The 17,713-nt window shown below is 70.1% G+C and carries 14 protein-coding genes; 2 read left to right on the forward strand and 12 right to left on the reverse strand.

Annotated features, from left to right (window positions below):
• Nucleotides 1-204: 204 nt before the first annotated feature.
• Complete coding sequence (locus tag CLV49_RS05575) at nucleotides 205-2,295, reverse strand: alpha-L-fucosidase (RefSeq protein ID WP_106562643.1); 2,091 nt, start codon at nucleotides 2,293-2,295, stop codon at nucleotides 205-207.
• Nucleotides 2,296-2,369: 74 nt separating this feature from the next.
• Between CLV49_RS05575 and CLV49_RS05580 the strand changes: the two genes are divergently transcribed.
• Complete coding sequence (locus CLV49_RS05580) at nucleotides 2,370-3,170, forward strand: FadR/GntR family transcriptional regulator (protein WP_106562644.1); 801 nt, start codon at nucleotides 2,370-2,372, stop codon at nucleotides 3,168-3,170.
• 26 nt (nucleotides 3,171-3,196) lie between these two features.
• Here the strand turns inward: CLV49_RS05580 and CLV49_RS05585 are convergent, their stop codons facing one another.
• The 4 genes from CLV49_RS05585 to CLV49_RS05600 all read right to left on the reverse strand — a co-directional run bounded on the left by CLV49_RS05585 (nucleotide 3,197) and on the right by CLV49_RS05600 (nucleotide 7,815).
• Nucleotides 3,197-4,552 (reverse strand): alpha-L-fucosidase, encoded by a 1,356-nt coding sequence (locus CLV49_RS05585; protein ID WP_279432423.1) that lies wholly within the window; start codon nucleotides 4,550-4,552, stop codon nucleotides 3,197-3,199.
• Between the two features lie 13 nt (nucleotides 4,553-4,565).
• Nucleotides 4,566-5,537 carry a carbohydrate ABC transporter permease gene (locus tag CLV49_RS05590; RefSeq protein ID WP_106562646.1) on the reverse strand — a complete coding sequence of 324 codons (972 nt, stop codon included), beginning with the start codon at nucleotides 5,535-5,537 and terminating at the stop codon, nucleotides 4,566-4,568.
• Nucleotides 5,530-6,480: a carbohydrate ABC transporter permease gene (locus tag CLV49_RS05595; RefSeq protein WP_106562647.1), complete on the reverse strand. Its 951-nt coding sequence runs from the start codon at nucleotides 6,478-6,480 to the stop codon at nucleotides 5,530-5,532. The genes CLV49_RS05590 and CLV49_RS05595 overlap by 8 nt, the downstream gene beginning before the upstream one ends.
• A gap of 93 nt (nucleotides 6,481-6,573) precedes the next feature.
• Nucleotides 6,574-7,815 (reverse strand): ABC transporter substrate-binding protein, encoded by a 1,242-nt coding sequence (locus CLV49_RS05600; RefSeq protein ID WP_127054478.1) that lies wholly within the window; start codon nucleotides 7,813-7,815, stop codon nucleotides 6,574-6,576.
• 212 nt (nucleotides 7,816-8,027) lie between these two features.
• Between CLV49_RS05600 and CLV49_RS05605 the strand changes: the two genes are divergently transcribed.
• Entirely contained in the window at nucleotides 8,028-9,521 is a 1,494-nt protein-coding gene (locus CLV49_RS05605) for an alpha-L-fucosidase (RefSeq protein WP_106562649.1), read from the forward strand.
• A gap of 43 nt (nucleotides 9,522-9,564) precedes the next feature.
• Here CLV49_RS05605 and CLV49_RS05610 read toward each other — a convergent pair whose 3' ends face one another.
• The 7 genes from CLV49_RS05610 to CLV49_RS05640 form a co-directional block, all read right to left on the reverse strand.
• Nucleotides 9,565-10,935: an L-fuconate dehydratase gene (locus CLV49_RS05610; RefSeq protein ID WP_106562650.1), complete on the reverse strand. Its 1,371-nt coding sequence runs from the start codon at nucleotides 10,933-10,935 to the stop codon at nucleotides 9,565-9,567.
• On the reverse strand, nucleotides 10,932-11,969 hold the full coding sequence (locus CLV49_RS05615) for an aldo/keto reductase (protein WP_106562651.1): 1,038 nt from the start codon (nucleotides 11,967-11,969) through the stop codon (nucleotides 10,932-10,934). Before CLV49_RS05615 ends, CLV49_RS05610 begins: the two co-directional genes overlap by 4 nt.
• Nucleotides 11,970-12,049: 80 nt before the next feature.
• Nucleotides 12,050-13,297: an extracellular solute-binding protein gene (locus tag CLV49_RS05620; protein WP_106562652.1), complete on the reverse strand. Its 1,248-nt coding sequence runs from the start codon at nucleotides 13,295-13,297 to the stop codon at nucleotides 12,050-12,052.
• Nucleotides 13,294-14,952 (reverse strand): bifunctional 4-hydroxy-2-oxoglutarate aldolase/2-dehydro-3-deoxy-phosphogluconate aldolase, encoded by a 1,659-nt coding sequence (gene eda / locus CLV49_RS18525; RefSeq protein ID WP_158261907.1) that lies wholly within the window; start codon nucleotides 14,950-14,952, stop codon nucleotides 13,294-13,296. Before eda ends, CLV49_RS05620 begins: the two co-directional genes overlap by 4 nt.
• A complete protein-coding gene (locus tag CLV49_RS05630; protein ID WP_106562654.1) occupies nucleotides 14,949-15,713 on the reverse strand; it encodes an SDR family oxidoreductase in 765 nt (254 codons plus the stop codon). Before CLV49_RS05630 ends, eda begins: the two co-directional genes overlap by 4 nt.
• Nucleotides 15,710-16,783, reverse strand: a complete 1,074-nt coding sequence (locus CLV49_RS05635; RefSeq protein ID WP_243696742.1) for a zinc-dependent alcohol dehydrogenase — start codon at nucleotides 16,781-16,783, stop codon at nucleotides 15,710-15,712. Before CLV49_RS05635 ends, CLV49_RS05630 begins: the two co-directional genes overlap by 4 nt.
• 131 nt (nucleotides 16,784-16,914) lie before the next feature.
• Nucleotides 16,915-17,712, reverse strand: coding sequence for a sugar phosphate isomerase/epimerase family protein (locus CLV49_RS05640; protein ID WP_106564914.1), 798 nt, complete (start codon nucleotides 17,710-17,712; stop codon nucleotides 16,915-16,917).
• Between the last annotated feature and the right edge of the window lies 1 nt (nucleotide 17,713).

Here is a 17,713-nt window from a genome sequence, read left to right on the forward strand (position 1 = left end):
GGAGCTGGCCCCACCCCAGCGGGGCGGGGCCAGCTCGGGGTCGGACCTCGGCCCAGCCCTGTAAGGACGGAGATCACCTGGCGGTGGGGCCGCGGAGACGGTTCGGGCCGTCACCGCCGAGCGCTTGCCGCTGATGTTATGCCTGTGCGGCTCTGCACGCTAGGAGCTTGAGCCGACGGCGGAACCCGCGGGTAGATGAGCCCCTCAGCGGGTGCGCGCCACCACCATCGCGTGCCCGTCGACCGTCGAGACCCGGACGGTCGCGTAGCCGTCGGCCCACTCGACGGGGAGCTCGCGCCCCTCGGGCTCGAGGGTCACAGACACGGGTTCCGCGTCGAGACGGACCGACACCGGCACGTCCACGAGCGGGAAGGCGTCCTCCACCACGTCGAGACCGAGCTGCCCCGGACCGTGGGCGGCAGTGGCGGTGGCGACCCGAGCGGCCACGAAGCTCAGCAGGTGGACCACGACGGCCTCGTCGGTCTGCACGACGGTGGTCTCGAGGTGCACGGGCCCACCGGCGCGCACGAGGGGACGCGGCACGAGCCGCTCGAGAACGGCGCGCACGAGGTCGCGGTACGCCGGAGCGCCGTGGGCGCCGAACGACTCGAAGGCCGCGGTCGACGACACGGCGACGCTCCCGGTCACCGCGAGGGCCGACCACTCCGACGCGTCCATCCGCGGCGGCGTGTACTCGTGGCCGCTGAAGCGGTTCCACTCGCGCTCGAACAGCGGCTCCACCACGTCGACGAGCGACTCCGCCTGACCGCTCACACGCAGACGGAGGGTGGGCTCGTACTGCACGTGATCGAATCCGTGCACGCCGGGGACGCCGTCGGCCGGTCGCAGGAAGACGTGGCTGAACGGCGAGTCGCCCTCGATCGACATCCCGGGCAGGTCGAGGTGCTCGAGCCCCGCGGAGCCGGAACGCGCGCCGCGGCTCACGAACACTGCGCCTCCCGCGGCGATCCGCTCCCGCAGCGCCCCGGCGAGCTCGGCGTCGATCGGCGTCGACTCCGGGATCACCACGAGTGCGTGCCCCGAGAGGTCCGCCGTGGGCGGCACGAGGACGAACTGCTGACGCAGCTGCTGCAGCGCGCGCACCACCCCGAAGCCGGACGCGCCGGGAGCATCGCCGAGGGCGGGATCGACCACGACGGCCACGTCGGCCCGGGGCTTCGCGCCGCGCACGAAGGGCTCGCACGCCTCGATGTGGCGGTAGACGGAACCGATGAGGTCGTAGGTCACGGGGTTGAGCGCTCCCGACGGGTGCAGCAGATCACCGACGCCGCTCGTCATGCCCTGCGCGAGGATCTGCGAGCACTCGTAGAGGAGCGCCGCGTGCGGCTTCAGCCCGCCGTTGTCGCCCCAGCTCTTGTAGAACCGGCCGGTGTGGCTCAGCGTGGGCTTGTCGAGCGGACGGACGAACCGCGACACGTACGGGAAGTAGCTGTAGCCCCACCCGCCGGACGGCAGCGCCTCGATCTCGATGTGACGGACGAAGTCGGATTCCTCGGCGAGCGCCGTCTTGGGCCGGCTGTTGAACCACACGCCGGAGTCGACGTCGTCGGCGAGGTGCGGTTCGACGAGGTCGCGGAACCGCGCCATGTACCCGTGGGCGACGCGGCGCGCGTACGCGTCGCGGTCGTCCGCCGAGGCGGGGTCGAGACCGGCGGCCGCCATGCCGGCCTTCGCCCACACGGAGGAGCTCGGCTGGTCCCAGCACATGTCGAGGAAGAGGCCGTCGAGCGGGGCGAACCGGTCTATCACGGCCTGCACCTGCTCGGCGAGGAAGTCCTGGTACGGGCTCGACATGTCGAGGATCTGCCAGCCGGCGACGAAGGCGGATCCGCCCCACTTCACCTGGCGGGCGTTCTCGTCCACGACGATCCAGTCGGGGTGCAGGTCGGCGGCGTACTCGTCGCACTGCACGCTCAGGTAGATGGGCGCGCGGATGCCCACCGCGTGGAGGGCGTCGACCTGGCGGGCGAGCAGATCGAGGTCGCCCGCGAGTCCCGGGTGTCGCTCGGGCCGACCGGTGTCGGTCGCCGAGCCGTCGTCCGTTCCGAAGTAGAGCCGCCCGTGGTGGCACTTCGCGAAGAGGGTCACGCTGTCGACGCCGGCCTCGACGAAGGTGCGCGCGAAGGCGTCGGGGTCGAAGGCGGCGCCCACGCCCTCGACGGCCGGACCGGTGTGGAAGTCGAGGTGCACGGTGCGGTGCGGGAACCCGTCGAGAGGGGCCGCTGTGGTGGCCCGGTCGGTGCGCTCGGAGGCTGTGGGGGCTGCGATGGTCATGGGGTGTCCTTTCGGGACCGATCGAGTGCGTCGATTGATGTGATGACTGGGCGGACGGCCGCTACAGTGACGGGATGGACGATGAGACGACCGGCGGACCGGTGAGCGATGCGGCGACGACGGGCGCGACGCCGCCCGCTGCACCGGGTGGACCGGCCGAGAAGCGGCAGAACCCGCGATCGCAGACGGACCTCGTCGTCGATGAGATCAAGGCGATGATCGTGCGCGGCGACCTCGGCCCCGGGTCGCGGCTGCCGATCGAGAAGGACCTCGCCGCGCGCCTCGGCGTCTCCCGCAGCCCACTCCGCGAGGGCGTGCGATCCCTCGCCGCGATGGGTGTGCTCGAGAGCCGCCAGGGCGACGGCACCTACGTGACCTCGCTCGATGCGTCGCTGCTCCTCGCGCCGCTCGAGTTCCTCGTGAACCTGCAGTCCCCCGACGAATCGGAGAACCTCGCCTCCGTGCGCCGCCTCCTCGAGGTCGAGGCCGCGGCCCGCGCGACGCTCCGGATCACGGCTGAGGAGCTCGCGGACGCGGAGGGGCTCCTCGACTCGATCTCCGACATCGTCGACGAGCCGGTCGAGGCGCACCACGACGCGATCATGGACGTCGACATCCGCTTCCACCGCGTGATCGCCCACGCGGCAGGCAACCCTGCCCTCGAAGCGCTCATCGAGGCGTTCGCGAACCGCACGGTCAGGGCGCGCACGTGGCGCGCCCTGACCGAGCAGGGCGTCGTGCCGCGGACCCACGAGGAGCACCGCGCGATCCTCAAGGCCCTCGCCTCCGGCGACCCCGACCGCGCCCGGCTCGCGATGTCCGTCCACCTCCTCGAGGTGGAGGACTTCCTCGCCGAGCACCCCCTCTCGTCCTGAGCGGAGGCGGCGGCTGCCGCCAGAGGTCACCGGAGGAACAGCTCGACGACGGGGACGGCGACGTCGGGGCGAACCACGGGCAGCGTGAGCGTGAGCGTTCCGGGCGCCTGTCCCCCGATGCCGGTGGTGAGCGGCTTCACGTCGGGTGAGATCTCCCGGAAGGGGATCTCCGAGGCGTCGTTCAGCAGCTGCGCGTACGCGACCTTGCCGCCGAGGCCCGCGAGGTGCACGTGTTCGAACGGCCACGCGAAGAGGTGCAGGTAGAGGCGGTCGCCGCGCTGCGTGTAGCGCGCATCCGACGGTGCCTGGAACTCCGACGCGCCCGCACCGCGGATCGAGCGCTCGTGGTGGTGCATCCAGCGCGCGAACTCGGAGAGGGTCCTCGTGGCGACGGGGTCGAGTTCGCCGCGTGCCGTCGGCCCCACGTTGAGGAGCATGTTGCCGTTCTTCGAGACGCCGTCGATGAGCATCCGGATCATGAGCTCGGGATCCTTGTGCTGGTGGTTGTCGCGGAAGTATCCCCAGCTGCCGTTGATGGTCTGGCAGGCCTCCCACGCCACGGGCTCCCCGTCGACCTCCATAGGACGGTCGGGCTGGTACTGCTCGGGCGTGACGATGTCGCCGGGGATCTCGAGGCGGTCGTTCACGACGATGTCGGGCTGCAGCTCGCGTGTGAGCGCCATGAGCTCCTCCGAGCCCCAGTCCTCGGCGCCTTTCCCACCCCAGACCGGGTGGTGGTGGTCGTTCGCGTAGGAGAAGTCGTAGAAGAGGTAGTCGATGCGGCCGTAGCCCGTGAGCAGTTCGCGGACCTGGCCGTGCAGGTACTCGCGGTACCGCGCCATGTCGCGGCCCTCGTTGAGCGCGGCGATCTCCTCCTCCGTGTCGTCGCGGCGCGGGTGGCGGCCGTCGATCGTGAAGTCCGGGTGGTGCCAGTCGAGCAGCGAGTGGTAGAACCCCACATGCAGGCCCTCGGCACGCACGGCGTCGACGAACTCGCGCACGAGGTCTCGCGCGGCCGGCGTGTTCGTGGCCTTGTAGTCGGTGAGCGCCGAGTCCCACAGGCAGAAGCCGTCGTGGTGCTTCGTGGTGAGGACCACGTACGTCATGCCGGCCTCGCGCGCCGCACGCGCCCACGCCCGCGGGTCGTAGAGGTCGGGCTCGAAGTAGCGGGCGTACTTCTCGTACTCCTCCGTCGGCATCTTCTCGTAGTTCATCACCCACTCGTGGCGGGCCGGCAGGGCGTACAGGCCCCAGTGCACGAACATCCCGAAGCGGTCGTGCGTGAACCAGGGGGCTGGGGTGGAGCTCATCGTCGAGTGGTCCTTTCGTTTCGTCGTGGAGGCACGGCGGGACCGCCGGCTCCGGGGCGCGTCGCGCCCGATGTGGTACGTCGGCTCACTTGCCGCCCATGCCGCTCGAGAGGGCGATGCCCTTCACGAGGTACTTCTGCAGCAGTATCGCGAGGCCGGCCGTCGGGATCATCGAGATCGTCGACGCGGCCATGATGAGCTGCCACTGCCTGCCGCCCTGGCCGAGGAAGTTGTTGAGACCGAGGGGCACGGTGGCGTACGACGGATCGTTGATCACGATGAGCGGCCACAGGAAGCTGTTCCAGTAGTTGATGAACGTGAACACGACGAGCACGGCGATCGTGGGCTTCACGACGGGCACGATGATGCCGAGCAGGATGCGCAGGTGGGAGGCGCCGTCGAGCTTGCCCGCCTCCTCGAGCTCCATCGGCACCGAGAGCATCGCCTGCCGCAGCAGGAAGGTGCCGAACGCGGTGAAGGCCCACGGCACGATGAGCGCCTGGTAGGAGTCGACCCAGCCGAGCTGCGTCATGAAGAGGAACATCGGGATGACGACGACCTCCTGCGGCACCATGAGGGTGCCGAGGAAGACGAAGAAGATCCCGTCGCGGCCTCGGAATCGGAGGCGGGAGAACGCGTACGCGGAGAGCACGCTCGTCGCGACGACGAGGGCCGTTCCGAGCACCGATACGATCGCGCCGTTCAGCATGTACTGGCCGAAGGGCACGTAGCTCCACACGTCGGCGTAGTTCTGCCAGCGCACCTCGCTGCCGACGAGCGACGGCGGGGAGGAGAACACCTCGGCGCCCGGCTTGAGCGACGTCGCGAGCATCCAGATGAGCGGGATCATGAACACGATCACGAAGACCGTGAGGAGCAGCTGCGAGATCCTGTCGTTCCGACGGCGACGGCGTTCGTTCGCCGTCCGCAGGAGCTTCGTGTCGCGCTCGTCACGAGCAGAGCGGGCGGTCGCCGGGGCCGCGCGGCGCCCGGACGTCGCCCGGCTCGGGGAGTCCGTCGGGGCGACGGCCGGCACGTCGATGGTCCGGTCACTCATAGTGCACCCACTTCTTCTGAGCCACGAACATCAGTCCGGTGACGGCCAGGATCATGACGAACAGGATCACCCCGACGGCGGAGGCGAGACCGAGGTTGAAGTACTGGAACCCGGTCCGGTAGAGGTACATCACCATCGTCGTCGTCGAGCTGTCCGGGCCGCCGTTCGTGAGGACGAAGGGTTGGGCGAAGACCTGGAACGACGTGATGAGCGTCATCGTCGCGGCGAAGAAGATCGACGGCGACATGAGGGGGATCTTGATGCTGAAGAAGCGGCGGATGGGCCCGGCTCCGTCGATCGAGGCACTGTCCATGAGCGTCTCCGGAACCGCCTGCAACGAGGACGAGAAGATCAGGAGGTTGTAGCCGAAACCCTGCCAGAGCGACATGACGACGACGCTGATCATGGCCGTCGAGGTGTCGCCGAGGAAGTTGGGGGCCGCGACCCCGAAGAGGGAGCGCCACACGCCGTCGATGAGCCCGTTCGGGATGAGCATGATCTGCCACACGGCGGCGTTGGCGACCATCGGGGTGACCACGGGGACGAAGAGGAGCACGCGGTAGACGTTCGCCCCGCGGATTCGCGGCGAGATCCACGCGGCGATGGCCATGGAGAACGCGAGGTTGACGGGCACATAGGCCACGACGAAGACGAGGGTGTTGACGATGGTCTTGAGGAAGGCCGGGTCGTTCGTGAGCAGCTGGACGAAGTTGTCGATGCCGGTGAACGTCGGTGTCCCGGCGAGCGGCCACACGGTGAAGGCGACGGCGATGGACGCGATGATCGGGAAGGCCGTGAAGATGGCGAAGCCGCCGAGGCTCGGGCCGAGGAAGCCGGCGGCCGCGAGTCCGTCACCCCGTCGTCTGCGTCGTGGCGTGGCGGCCGAACCGGGTGGCGACCCGTTTGCCGCTTCAGCCCGTTTCCGGGAGATGGCGAGTGACATGACGCTCCTTCGCATCGTTCGTGTCAGGGGTGCGTGGGCGCCGCATGCGCCCGTGATGGGGGCGGCCCGGGCGGGCCGCCCCCATCGTCGGGATCAGCCGGCGCTGCCGCTGCTGCTCTGCACGCTCTCGAGGAACGACTTCGCGTCACTCTGACCGTTGATGACCGAGATCGCACCCTGCGAGAAGCTCAGTCCGTCCTGCGTCCACGTGGGGGTGGACAGGTAGGGCTGGCCGGTCTCGAGCGCGGACTCGAGGGTCTCCTGCGCGCCGTCGACGGCCGAGGCGTACCAGGTCGACTGCTCGGCGGTGCGGGCGGGGAATGCCCGACCCTGGGTGCCGAGGTAGTCCTGGGCGTCCTTGCCGGTGATGATCGCGAGCGCCTTCGCGGCGACATCGGGGGTGCTGCACTTCGTCGTGATCCCGAAGCCCGATCCGCCGACGGCGGTCCCCGGGCCGGCGTCGCCGACGGGCAGTGTGACGACGCCGACGTCGAACTTGGCCTGGTCCTTGACGTTGATCATGTCCCACGGGCCGGTCACGTACATGGCGGCGTTGCCCGAGAGGAACTGGGAGCCGTCGCTCGAGTCGGTGGCGAGTTCGGCGGCGACGCCCTGCTCGCTCACGAGGCTCGCGTACCACTCCATCGTCTTCTCCTGGCCGGCGCTCGTGAGGTTGAGCTTGCCGTCCTCCGTCGCGGCCTGGTCCCCGCCGATCGTCGGACCCCACTGGTTCATGGCGTCGATCGCGTTGGTCGCGGCGAAGCCGTACTTCCCGCCGCTCGTGAGCGCCTTGGCCGCCGTCTCGAACTCGTCGATCGTCCAGCCGTCCACCGGCTCGTCGAGACCGGCCGCCGCGAAGGCGTCCTTGTCGTAGAAGACCATGTAGGGGCCGAGGTCGTACGGGATCGCGAGCTGCTTGCCGTCGGCCTGGAGGGCCGTGATGATCGACGAGTCGAAATCGGCCGTGTCGATGCCCGCGGCGTCGAGCTCGTCGTCGAGCGGGACGAAGTAGTTCGCGAACTGCTGGACGCGCGCCATCTGCAGCCCGGCGATGCACGGCGCGTCGGCGCCGGCGAGAGTGGTGGGGAGCTTCGTCCAGTAGTCGGGCCAGGCGGCCGTCGTGAGCTTGACGGTGATCGTCGGGTCCTCCTCGTGGACCATGTCGGCCAGATGCTGCCACGCAGCCGTCTCGACCTCCGACCCCGCCCAGACCGACCAGTTGATGGTCGTGTTGCCGTCGGCATCGGTGCCGGACGAGCCGCCCGAACTGCACGCGGCGAGCGGGAGTACGAGGACTGCCGCCGCGGCGACCAATCCCAGGGACCTGCGTTTCACTGTTCCTCCTCGTTGAGGGGTCCGGCTCCGTCTCCACTTTCGTGGCGGTGCTCTCAGACCTAGGCCATCTGACAAATGGATCAGATGATTCCTCAGTGTGCTTCGCTAAGATGCCGTTGTCAATGACGAATTCCGGCTATGTTCGGACATTTCCCAGGAATTGATAAGATCAATCCGACGACAAATCCATCCACACCGACCAAGGGACGACGATGACCCGCTTCGACACACCCCTCCACCGTTCACGCCTCGCCGAGATCGATCGAACGATCGCGGAGGGCCCCCTCGACGCCTCGTGGGACGCGCTTCAGACCACGGCCCCCGACTGGTACGTCGACGGCAAATTCGGCATCTTCATCCACTGGGGTCCCTACGCCGTGCCCGCCTTCGGGAGCGAGTGGTACCCGCGCAACATGTACATCGAGGGCACCCCGGAGTTCGAGCACCACCGCGCGACCTACGGCGACCAGTCGGAGTTCGGCTACAAGGACTTCATCCCCTCTTTCACTGCCGACAGCTTCGACGCCGCCGAATGGGCTCGCATCTTCCGGCGCGCCGGGGCCCAGTTCGTGGTGCCCGTCGCCGAGCACCACGACGGCTTCCCGCTCTACGACTGCTCCTTCACGCGGTGGAAGGCCACGGAGATGGGGCCGAAGCGCGACGTCATCGGCGAGCTCTCCGAGGCCGTGCGCGCACAGTCCATGGTCTTCGGGGCGTCCTCGCACCGCGCGGAGCACTGGTTCTTCTTCAACGGCGGCGCCCGCTTCGACAGCGACGTGACCCAGACCGAGTCTCTCGACCTGTACGGCCCGGCGCAGCGGGAGGAGTCGGAGCCGACCACCGAGTACCTCGAGGACTGGCTCGTGCGCACGACCGAGCTCGTCGACCTCTACCGTCCGCAGCTCGTGTGGTTCGACTGGTGGATCGAGCGGCCGTCGTTCGCCCCGTACCTCAAGCGGTTCCTCGCCTACTACTACACGCGAGCGCTCGAGTGGGGACGACCGGTGGCCGTCAACTACAAGTACGACGCCCTCCCCGCGGGAACCGGCGTCTTCGACGTCGAGCGCGGTCAGCTCGCCGAGACGCGGGCCGACTTCTGGCAGACCGACACCTCGGTCTCGAAGAACTCGTGGAGCTACGTGGAGAACCACGACTACAAGCAAGCGGACGACCTCATCGCCGACCTCGTGGACATCGTGAGCAAGAACGGCGCCCTGCTCCTCAACGTGGGACCGAAGGCCGACGGGACGATCCCCGAGGCCGAGGTCGAGCTGCTCGAGACCATCGGCGCGTGGCTGTCGCGCAACGGCGAGGCGATCTACGGAACACGTCCGTGGACCATCGCGGGCGAGGGGCCGACGGCGGTGACGGAGGGGGCGTTCACCGACACGGCCAGGGAGCCCTTCACGGCCGAGGACATCCGGTTCACGTCCGCCCGCGACCACGTCTACGCGACGGTGCTCGCGCCGGCCGGCGAGACGGTGCGGATCCGCTCCCTCGGGTCGTCGACGGGACTGCTGCCGCGCGACATCGAGAGCGTCGCGCTGCTCGGCCACGCCGGCGAGGTCACATGGCGTCGGGAGCCCGACGCGCTCGTGATCGACGTTCCGTCGGAGGCCGTCGGGACCCTCACGTCGTTCCGTGTGACGCCGCTCGTTCCGGCGACCCGCCCCCGCCGCATCGACATCGTGGGCCTCGGCGACTGACCCACCCGGAGCGGGCCGCGAGCAACCGCGGCCCGCTCTCGCGTCAGGCCACGCCGACCGAGTGCGCGTCGGCGGCCTCCGCGACGGACGGAGCGTCCTCAGCCGCCACCGCAGCGGAGGGCGCGGACCAATAGGACCCGTTCGGGAACGAGAACTCGTCGATGGTCGAGCCGAACATCTCCGCGCTGTAGCCCGGCGCTCCCGGCAGACGGTACGCGCCGTCGGTCACGATGCACGGCTCCACGAAGTGCTCGTGGAGGTGGTCGACGAACTCCGTCACCCGCCCGTCGAGACTCCCGGACACGGAGACGTAGTCGAAGATCGACAGGTGCTGCACGAGCTCGCACAGCCCCACGCCGCCGGCGTGGGGGCACACCGGCACGCCGAATTTGGCCGCCATGAGATAGACGGCGACGATCTCGTTGACGCTGCCGAGCCGAGCGGAGTCGAGCTGGCAGAAGTCGAGGGCCTCCGCCTGGAACATCTGCTTGAACAGCACGCGGTTCATGCCGTGCTCGCCCGAGGCGACCCCGATGGGCGCGACGGCCTTGCGCACGGCCGCGTGCCCGAGCACGTCGTCGGGGCTCGTCGGCTCCTCGATCCACAGCGGCTTGAACTCGGCGAGCGTGTTCACCCACTCGATGGCCTCCGGCACGTCCCACACCTGGTTCGCATCGATCATGAGGTCGGCGTCCCAGCCGATGACCTCGCGCGCGATGGAGAGTCGACGGTAGTCGTCGTCACGGTTCGCCCCCACCTTGAGCTTGATGTGCTTGTAGCCCTGGTCCACGGCCTCCTGGCAGAGTCGACGCAGCTTCTCGTCGCTGTACCCGAGCCACCCGGCGGACGTCGTGTAGCAGGGGTAGCCGTCGCGATCGAGCTCGGAGATCCGCTGCTGCTTCGTCGGCTCGAGGTCGCGGAGCAGGGCGAGGGCCTCATCGCGGGTGAGCGCGTCCGAGAGGTACCGCAGGTCGGCGATGTCGACGAGCTGCTCCGGTGTCATGTCCACGAGGAGACGCCACAGCGGTTTGCGGGCGACGCGCGCAGCGAGGTCCCACACGGCGTTCATCACGGCGGCGAGCGCGAGGTGGATGACGCCCTTGTCCGGACCGAGCCACCGCAGCTGCGAGTCGCTCTGCAGTTCGCGGTAGATGCCGCCGAGGTCGGCCACGATCGCCTCGACCTCCCGGCCGATGAGCGGCTGCGCTCGTTGGATCGCCGCGGCGACGCACAGGTCGTTTCCGCGACCGATCGTGAACGTGAATCCGAAGCCGCTGAGCGAGGGGTCGTCGGTGTGGAGCACCACGTACGCCGCCGAGTAGTCGCCGTCCTTGTTCATCGCGTCGCTCCCGTCGGCGCTCAGCGACGTAGGGAACCGGACGTCGTGGACGTCCACGGCGGTGATGGTGGTCATGATGCAGGTCCTTTCGTGGGGGCGGCTCCGGCCGCCGTTCTCGCCGTGATGCCGGGCACGCCCGGGTGGAGCAGACCTTCGGCGGCGAGGTCGCTCCAGAGGTCGTCGGGGACCGCGACCCGCGCGCGCCTGAGGTTCTCGACGGCCTGAGCCCGCCCGCGCATCCCGACGACGACAGCAGCGACGGCCGGGTGCAGCCAGGGGAAGGCGAGGGCCGCCTCGGGGAGCGTCACGCCGTGCCGCTCGCACACGTCGGCGATCGCGTCGGCGCGTTCCACCAGCCCGGCCGACGCTGTCTCGTAGTCGTATTGCGCGTCGGGCGACGGGCGGTCCGTCGAGAGCAGTCCGGAGTTGTAGACGCCGGCGATCACGATCGCGACGTCACGCTCCACAGCGAGGGGCAGGAGATCGTCGAGGGCGCTCTGGTCGAGGAGCGAGTAGCGCCCGGCGAGCATGACGACGTCGATGTCGGACTCGGCCACGAACCGGGCCGGGAGCGCCGACTGGTTCATACCCACGCCGATCGCCCCGACCACGCCCTCCTCGCGGAGTCGGATGAGGGCGGGCAGAGCCTCGTCCAGCACCTGGTCCGCATAGTCGTCGGGGTCGTGGACGTAGACGATGTCGACCCGGTCGAGTCCGAGGCGCTCGAGGCTCGCGTCGAGCGAGCGACGCACGCCGTCTGCCGAGTAGTCGAGGCGGCGGATGGACGTCGCCGGGACGGCGAATCCCTGCGTGTCCTGCTGGTCGGCGCCCCGAGGGTCGGGGTTCGGCTCGATCAGCCGCCCGACCTTCGTCGAGACCGTGAACTCGCTCCGCGGACGCCCGCGCAGGAGCGCGCCGAGTCGACGCTCCGACAAGCCGAGCCCGTAGTGCGGGGCGGTGTCGAAGTATCGGACACCGTCGGCCCAGACCGCGTCGAACGCCTCGGCGACCTCAGCGTCGCTCGTGGGGCGGTACAGATTCCCGAACTGGGCGGTGCCGAGTCCGAGGGTGGTGACGGTAACTCCGTCGCCGATGATCGTCGTTCGCACGGGCTCTCCAGAATGATGCGATAGATATGATGATTACTCAGAATAGGGACGTCGGCTTCGCTGCGATAGCCCGAATGATCTCACCCGTCAGGTGATTCACCAGACAACAGGTCGCGGGCGTCGCCCACGGCGTGCGCGAGTTCCCGATCGACGTCCTCGCCGAGCCACACCACCCGATCGACCAGGCTGTTGATGACCTGTACGAGCCCGGGGAGCTCCGGCACCATCGGCAACGGACGAGACGCGCGATGCGCCTCCTCGAACAGGAAGAATGCGGGCGAGGCCGAGGCCACGCGCGGGTCGGCCCACGTGTCGAGCCGCGTGCCGGAGGATCCGGCCAGGGTCGTGCGCACATCGCCCTCGGCCGTCGCGATGCGTCGCACGGCCGCCCAGGCCTCGTCGGCGTGGCGGGCCCCCGACGTCACGGCGAGCGCCCAGAAGGCGTTCACCACGGGCGTCGCCGTCCCGTCTGCCCGCGCCGGAGCGATCCCCGCCCCCACGCGACCGCGCACGCGGCTGCCGGGCGACTCGGCGAGCTGTACGTATCCGGCCCAGTTCACCATGATGGCGACGCTGCCGGCTGCGAAGGCCGCCCCGCTCTGCACGCTGTCGAGCTCGTGCGACCACGGCGGCACGTGTCCGCTCGTCACGCGGTCGCGCATCCACAGGAGCGCGGAGCGACCGGCGTCGCCTCCGAAGTCCGGGCGGCCGTCGTCGTCGAGCACGTCGGCGCCGCGCACGCGCAGCTGGGTGACGAAATCGTAGACGTTGTTGTGACCGTCGGGGGCTCCGGCGAGGACGGTCCCCCACAGATCGTCGGCCGGTCGTGTGAACCAGGCCACCTGGGCGTCGAAGTCCGCCCACGTCTCGGCCGGGACAAGGTCGCGGCCGGTCGCCTTCCGATACGCGAGCCGCTCGCTCGGCGACTCGAAGAGGTCCGTCCGCCAGATGAGCAGGGGAGGGCCGTCGTGGAACGGCACGCCCCAGGTCGAGGCGGCGCCCTCTCGAACCCCGAAGCTGACGACGTCGACGAAAGCCGGAGACCAGGCCGCCGGCCAGTCATCGATGGGTGCAGCGTCCATCGCCTCGTCGAGGGGACGGATCGCACCGGAGCTCGCGAGTCGCGGCAGCCAGTCGGCGGGCACGAGGATCAGGTCCACGTCGCCGTCGCGGCAGGCCGGGGTCTCGAAGAGGGCGTGCTCGAGCTCGGGGAGTCCGAGCCATCGTTCGTCGAGGTCGATCCCGCCGTCCGCGAGTTCCGGCCCTCGTTGCGCACGGAGGGACGCCTGGAACCCGTCTCCACCCCGACCCCAGAACACCGCGGTCATCGCGTCACCGGTTCCGTCGCTGCGAGCAGGGCGAGGTCCCGGCGACGCGGAAGACCCTCCCAGTCGCCCGGCACCGAGCACTGGAAGGCCCCGACGGTGACCGCCGTCTCGAGGCAGCCCTCGACGGGGAGACCCGATACGAACTCGGCGAGGTACCCGGCGACGAACGCGTCCCCCGCCCCCACCGTGTCGACGACGGCGACGGGCACGGCCGCTCGCTCGTACTGGACGCCGTCGACCACCGCGACGCAGCCGTCGGCGCCTCGCTTGACGACCGCATGGCGCGGACCGAACGCGGCGAGCGCCGCGGCCACGGACGAGACGTCCGCATCGACCGAGACATCGTCGCCGAGCAGGAGACGAGCCTCGTCCTCCCCCGCGAAGACGAGCGTCGCCGCCGACGCGAGACGCCGATACAGCCGGACGGGATCGCGATCCCGCCAGAGCGAGGGTCGGTGATTCACGTCGAACGACACGGGGACTCCGGCAGCCACGGCCGTGTCCACGGCGAGGAGCACGGCGTCGCGCGCTGAGTCGGAGAGGGCCGGCGTGATGCCCGTCACATGCAGGCACGACGCCGAACGGATCGCGTCGAGCGGAACGTCCGCCGGCCCGATCCGGCTCCCGGCGTTCCCGCGACGGTGATACGTGATGCGGGCGGTGCCGGGCGTCGGGCGCTCCTTGAGCATGACCGCGGTGGGCACGTACGGATCGACGCGCACGATGAGGTCCACTCCCTCACCGCGCAGCTCGCGGACGATGCGATCGCCTGCACCGTCGTCTCCGACGACGCCGACCCATGTGGCCGGCGCGCCGAGGCGGGCGAGGGCGATGGCGACGTTCGACTCGGCACCACCGATCCCCACGGCCACGCTCGGAGTGTGGGCGAGCGTGCCGGTGCCGGGCGGGTGGAAGAGGAGCATGGTCTCGCCGAGCGTGACGATCGGAGTACCCTCCGTGGGATCGGACGCCCGCTGCGCCGGTTCCGTACCGGAGTGCCCGTCGCCGAGCACCCGCGCGAGGGCCGCCTTCGCCCGCGTGGCGAGGCCGTCGAGATCGCCGGCGGCGATGTCGGACCGCGGGGCGACCCAGCTGGCACCCACCGCGACGACGAGCTCACTCGCGAGCAGGTCACGCGCCTCGTCGGGGCCGACGCCCCCGCTCGGGAAGAAGCGGACGCCGGGGAACGGCCCGGCGAGGGCGCTCATCGTGGGGAGCCCGCCCAGCTGGGAGGAGGGGAAGAACTTGAGGACGGAAAGGCCGAGCGAGACCGCCCGTTGCACCTCCGTCGCTGTGGCGACGCCCGGGAGAGGCAGGACGCCGCGGTCGAGACAGCGCGCGACGACGTCGGCGTCGAGACCCGGGCTCACCACGAACGTCGCACCCGTGTCGGCGACCTCGTCGACCTGGGCAGCCGTGAGCACGGTCCCGGCACCGACGAGCAGGTCGCCGCGCGCCGCCAGCCGGCGCACGACGTCGAGCCCCGCCGTGGTTCGGAGGGTCACTTCGACCGCGGTGATCCCGGCCGCGACGAGCGCGTCGCCGAGACCGTCGGCGTGCGTCGCGTCATCGATCACGACCACCGGGACGACACCGGCTCGCGCCAGACGGTCGACGACGTCCGCCGTCGCGTCCGGGGCCGGTTCTCCGCTCACCGGCCCAGCCATCCGCCGTCGACGGGCAGGGTGATCCCCGTCACGTAGGTCGAGGCGTCGCTCGCGAGGAAGACGACGGCGCCGCCGATGTCGTCGGCCGCACCCCAGCGACCGGCGGGGATGCGTTCGAGGATGGAGCGGGACCGGTTCTCGTCCGCCTGGAGCGCGGCCGTGTTGTCTGTCGCGATGTAGCCGGGCGCCACCGCATTGACGCGGACGCCGTGCGCGGCCCACTCGTTCGAGAGCGCCTTGACGAGGCCGGCCACGGCCGACTTCGATGCCGTGTAGCCCGGCACGGTGATGCCGCCCTGGAAGCTCAGCAGCGACGCGGTGAAGATGATCGAGCCGGAGCCGCGCGCGAGCATCGGCTTCGCGAGCGCCTGCGCGAGGAGGAACGGACCGGTGAGGTTCACCTCGAGCACCCGGTCCCACAGCTCCACGGGGTGGTCGACCGCCGGCACCCGCTCGATCGTCCCCGCGTTGTTGACGAGGATGTCGACGGGTCGAGCGGGGTCGTCGAGATCGGCGGCGAGGTCGAGGACCGCCTGCCGGTCCCCGAGATCGCACGCGATGCCGCGGAACTCACGGCCCAGCGCGCGGACGCGGTCTCCCACCTCTCCGCCGTCGCTCGTCATCGCCGCGCTCACACCCACGATGTCGGCGCCGGCGCGGGCGAGCGACTCGGCCATGGCGAGGCCGATGCCGCGCCGCGCCCCCGTGACGACCGCGAGGCGGCCGGTGAGGTCGAACGGGTCGCTCACGAGCGGTCCCCCGTCGTGGCGCTGTCGTCGTCTGCGTCGGCTTCGGCGTCGGACGACGCCTCCAGGTCGATGAGGATCTTCATCGCCCGGCCGGCCTCGAGTTCCGCGAAGGCTTCGCCGACACGGGCGAGCGGTTCGATCCTGGTGATGAGAGCCTCGGCGGGCACGACGCCACGGGCGAGCATCTCGACGGCCGTCTCGAAGTCGCGCCGCTCGTAGACGCGCGCGCCGATGAGGGTCAGCTCGCGCCAGAACACGCGCTGCAGGTCGATGGGCCGGGGCTCCGGGTGGATCGCCACGACGACGACGCGTCCACGGACGCGAGCGAGCGAGGTCGCGCCGAGCACGGCGGCCGCGGATCCCGAGACCTCGAAGACCACGTCGGCTCCGGCCCCTCCCGTCCACTCGTCCACCCACACGACCTGGTCGACGGCACGCGGGTCGAGCACCTCGAAGCCGAGGTCCGCGACGGCGGCGCGACGGGTGGCGTCGAGTTCGACGACGACGACCTCTCCCCCGAAGTCGCGAGCGGCGGTGGCGATGAGCACGCCGATGGGTCCTCCGCCGATCACGACGGCCTTCTCCCCGGGGACGAGCCCGGAGCGGCGCACGTCGTGCACCGAGACCGCGACCGGTTCGACGAGAGCGGCGTGATCGAGGCGCAGCCCCTCAGGCACGCGCACGAGGGTCCGGGCGGGCACGTTCCACCACTGCTGGAGCGCTCCGGGCGAGTCGATGCCGATGAAGTCGAGGTTCTGGCAGATGTGCTGGTTGCCCGCGAGGCAGGCCGGGCACGTGCCGTCCCAGTCGAGAGGCATCACCGTGACGGCGTCGCCCATCGACCAGCCATCGACACCCTCGCCCACGGCGGCGACGCGCCCGCTCATCTCGTGGCCGATCACCGCGTCGGCGCCGACGCGGCCGTCCATCGAGCCGTGGAAGATGTGCAGATCGGTGCCGCACAGGCCGACGTAGGCCACCTCGACCTGCACCTGGCCGGCGGCCGGCGCGTGCCTGGCTTCCTCGGCCTCGACGAACAGGCGATCCCTCTTGTACTGAACGGTGCGCACACAATCTCCCTTGACTGGAGATTCATCGTATCAATTTACGACCAGGAGCGCATCCTCGCGATATCGATCCCGTCTGGGACGGATTGCTCATACCAATACCGCCCCTCCGGCGTCGGAGGGGCGGTAGGCGACTATTCGCGTCGGAGGAGAGAGGCCACGCGCGGCAGCACGTCGCGAGCGGGGCCGCTGAGCCCGCACTCCATGGCGAGCCAGCCCTCGTACCCGATGTCGTCGAGCGCATCGAGGGTGTCGTCCCAGTCGTAGTGACCGGCGCCCGGTTCGAGGCGGTTGCTGTCGCCGAGCTGCACGTGACCGATCCGTGCGCCGGCGGCGCGGATGGCCGCGCCCGTGTCGGATTCCTCGATCGACATGTGCCATGTGTCGGCCACGACGGCGAGTCCCGGGGAGCCGATCTCGTCGACGTACCAGCTCGCGTCCGCGAGCGTGTTCACGACGAAGTCCTCGAAGCGGTTGAGCGGCTCGAGATACGCGACCACCCCGAGGCCGGCGGCATGCGCGGCCACCTCGTCGAGCGCCTCGAGCAGGAGACGGCGAGAGTCCTCGTCGCTGCGCGGAGGAGTGAAGGGCGGCAGGTGCCGCGAGAACAGACCGAAGGCGTGCGGCGTCACGAAGCCGTTCCCTCCCGCCGCGGCGATCGCGCCGAGCAGGTCCTTCAGCTCGTCGATCGCGCCCCGGCGGATCTCGGGGTCGAAGTCGCCGATGAAGTGATCGGTGTGCGCGACGGCGCTCGGCATCACGACGGCAGCGGCACGGGCTGCCTGGAGCTCCGGGATGCGGGAGACGAAGACGCCGTTCCCGCGGCCCGAGAGCTCGATGCCGTCGAAACCGACGGACTGCGCGAACGCGAACTTCTCCTCGAGGGTGTCGCCCTCGCACGTGGACTCCTGCGCGGCGAGCTTGAAGGCCACG

Origin of the sequence: Labedella gwakjiensis, from assembly GCF_003014675.1 — a bacterium.
In the GTDB taxonomy this organism is placed as follows: Bacteria; Actinomycetota; Actinomycetes; order Actinomycetales; family Microbacteriaceae; genus Labedella; species Labedella gwakjiensis.

Bases quoted from the DNA above. Each gene is read 5' to 3' on its own strand.
- CLV49_RS05575 (WP_106562643.1), bottom strand. From the start codon at position 2,295: ATGACCATCGCAGCCCCCACAGCCTCCGAGCGCACCGACCGGGCCACC.
- CLV49_RS05580 (WP_106562644.1), top strand. From the start codon at position 2,370: ATGGACGATGAGACGACCGGCGGACCGGTGAGCGATGCGGCGACGACG.
- CLV49_RS05590 (WP_106562646.1), bottom strand. From the start codon at position 5,537: ATGAGTGACCGGACCATCGACGTGCCGGCCGTCGCCCCGACGGACTCC.
- CLV49_RS05595 (WP_106562647.1), bottom strand. From the start codon at position 6,480: ATGTCACTCGCCATCTCCCGGAAACGGGCTGAAGCGGCAAACGGGTCG.
- CLV49_RS05605 (WP_106562649.1), top strand. From the start codon at position 8,028: ATGACCCGCTTCGACACACCCCTCCACCGTTCACGCCTCGCCGAGATC.
- CLV49_RS05610 (WP_106562650.1), bottom strand. From the start codon at position 10,935: ATGACCACCATCACCGCCGTGGACGTCCACGACGTCCGGTTCCCTACG.
- CLV49_RS05620 (WP_106562652.1), bottom strand. From the start codon at position 13,297: ATGACCGCGGTGTTCTGGGGTCGGGGTGGAGACGGGTTCCAGGCGTCC.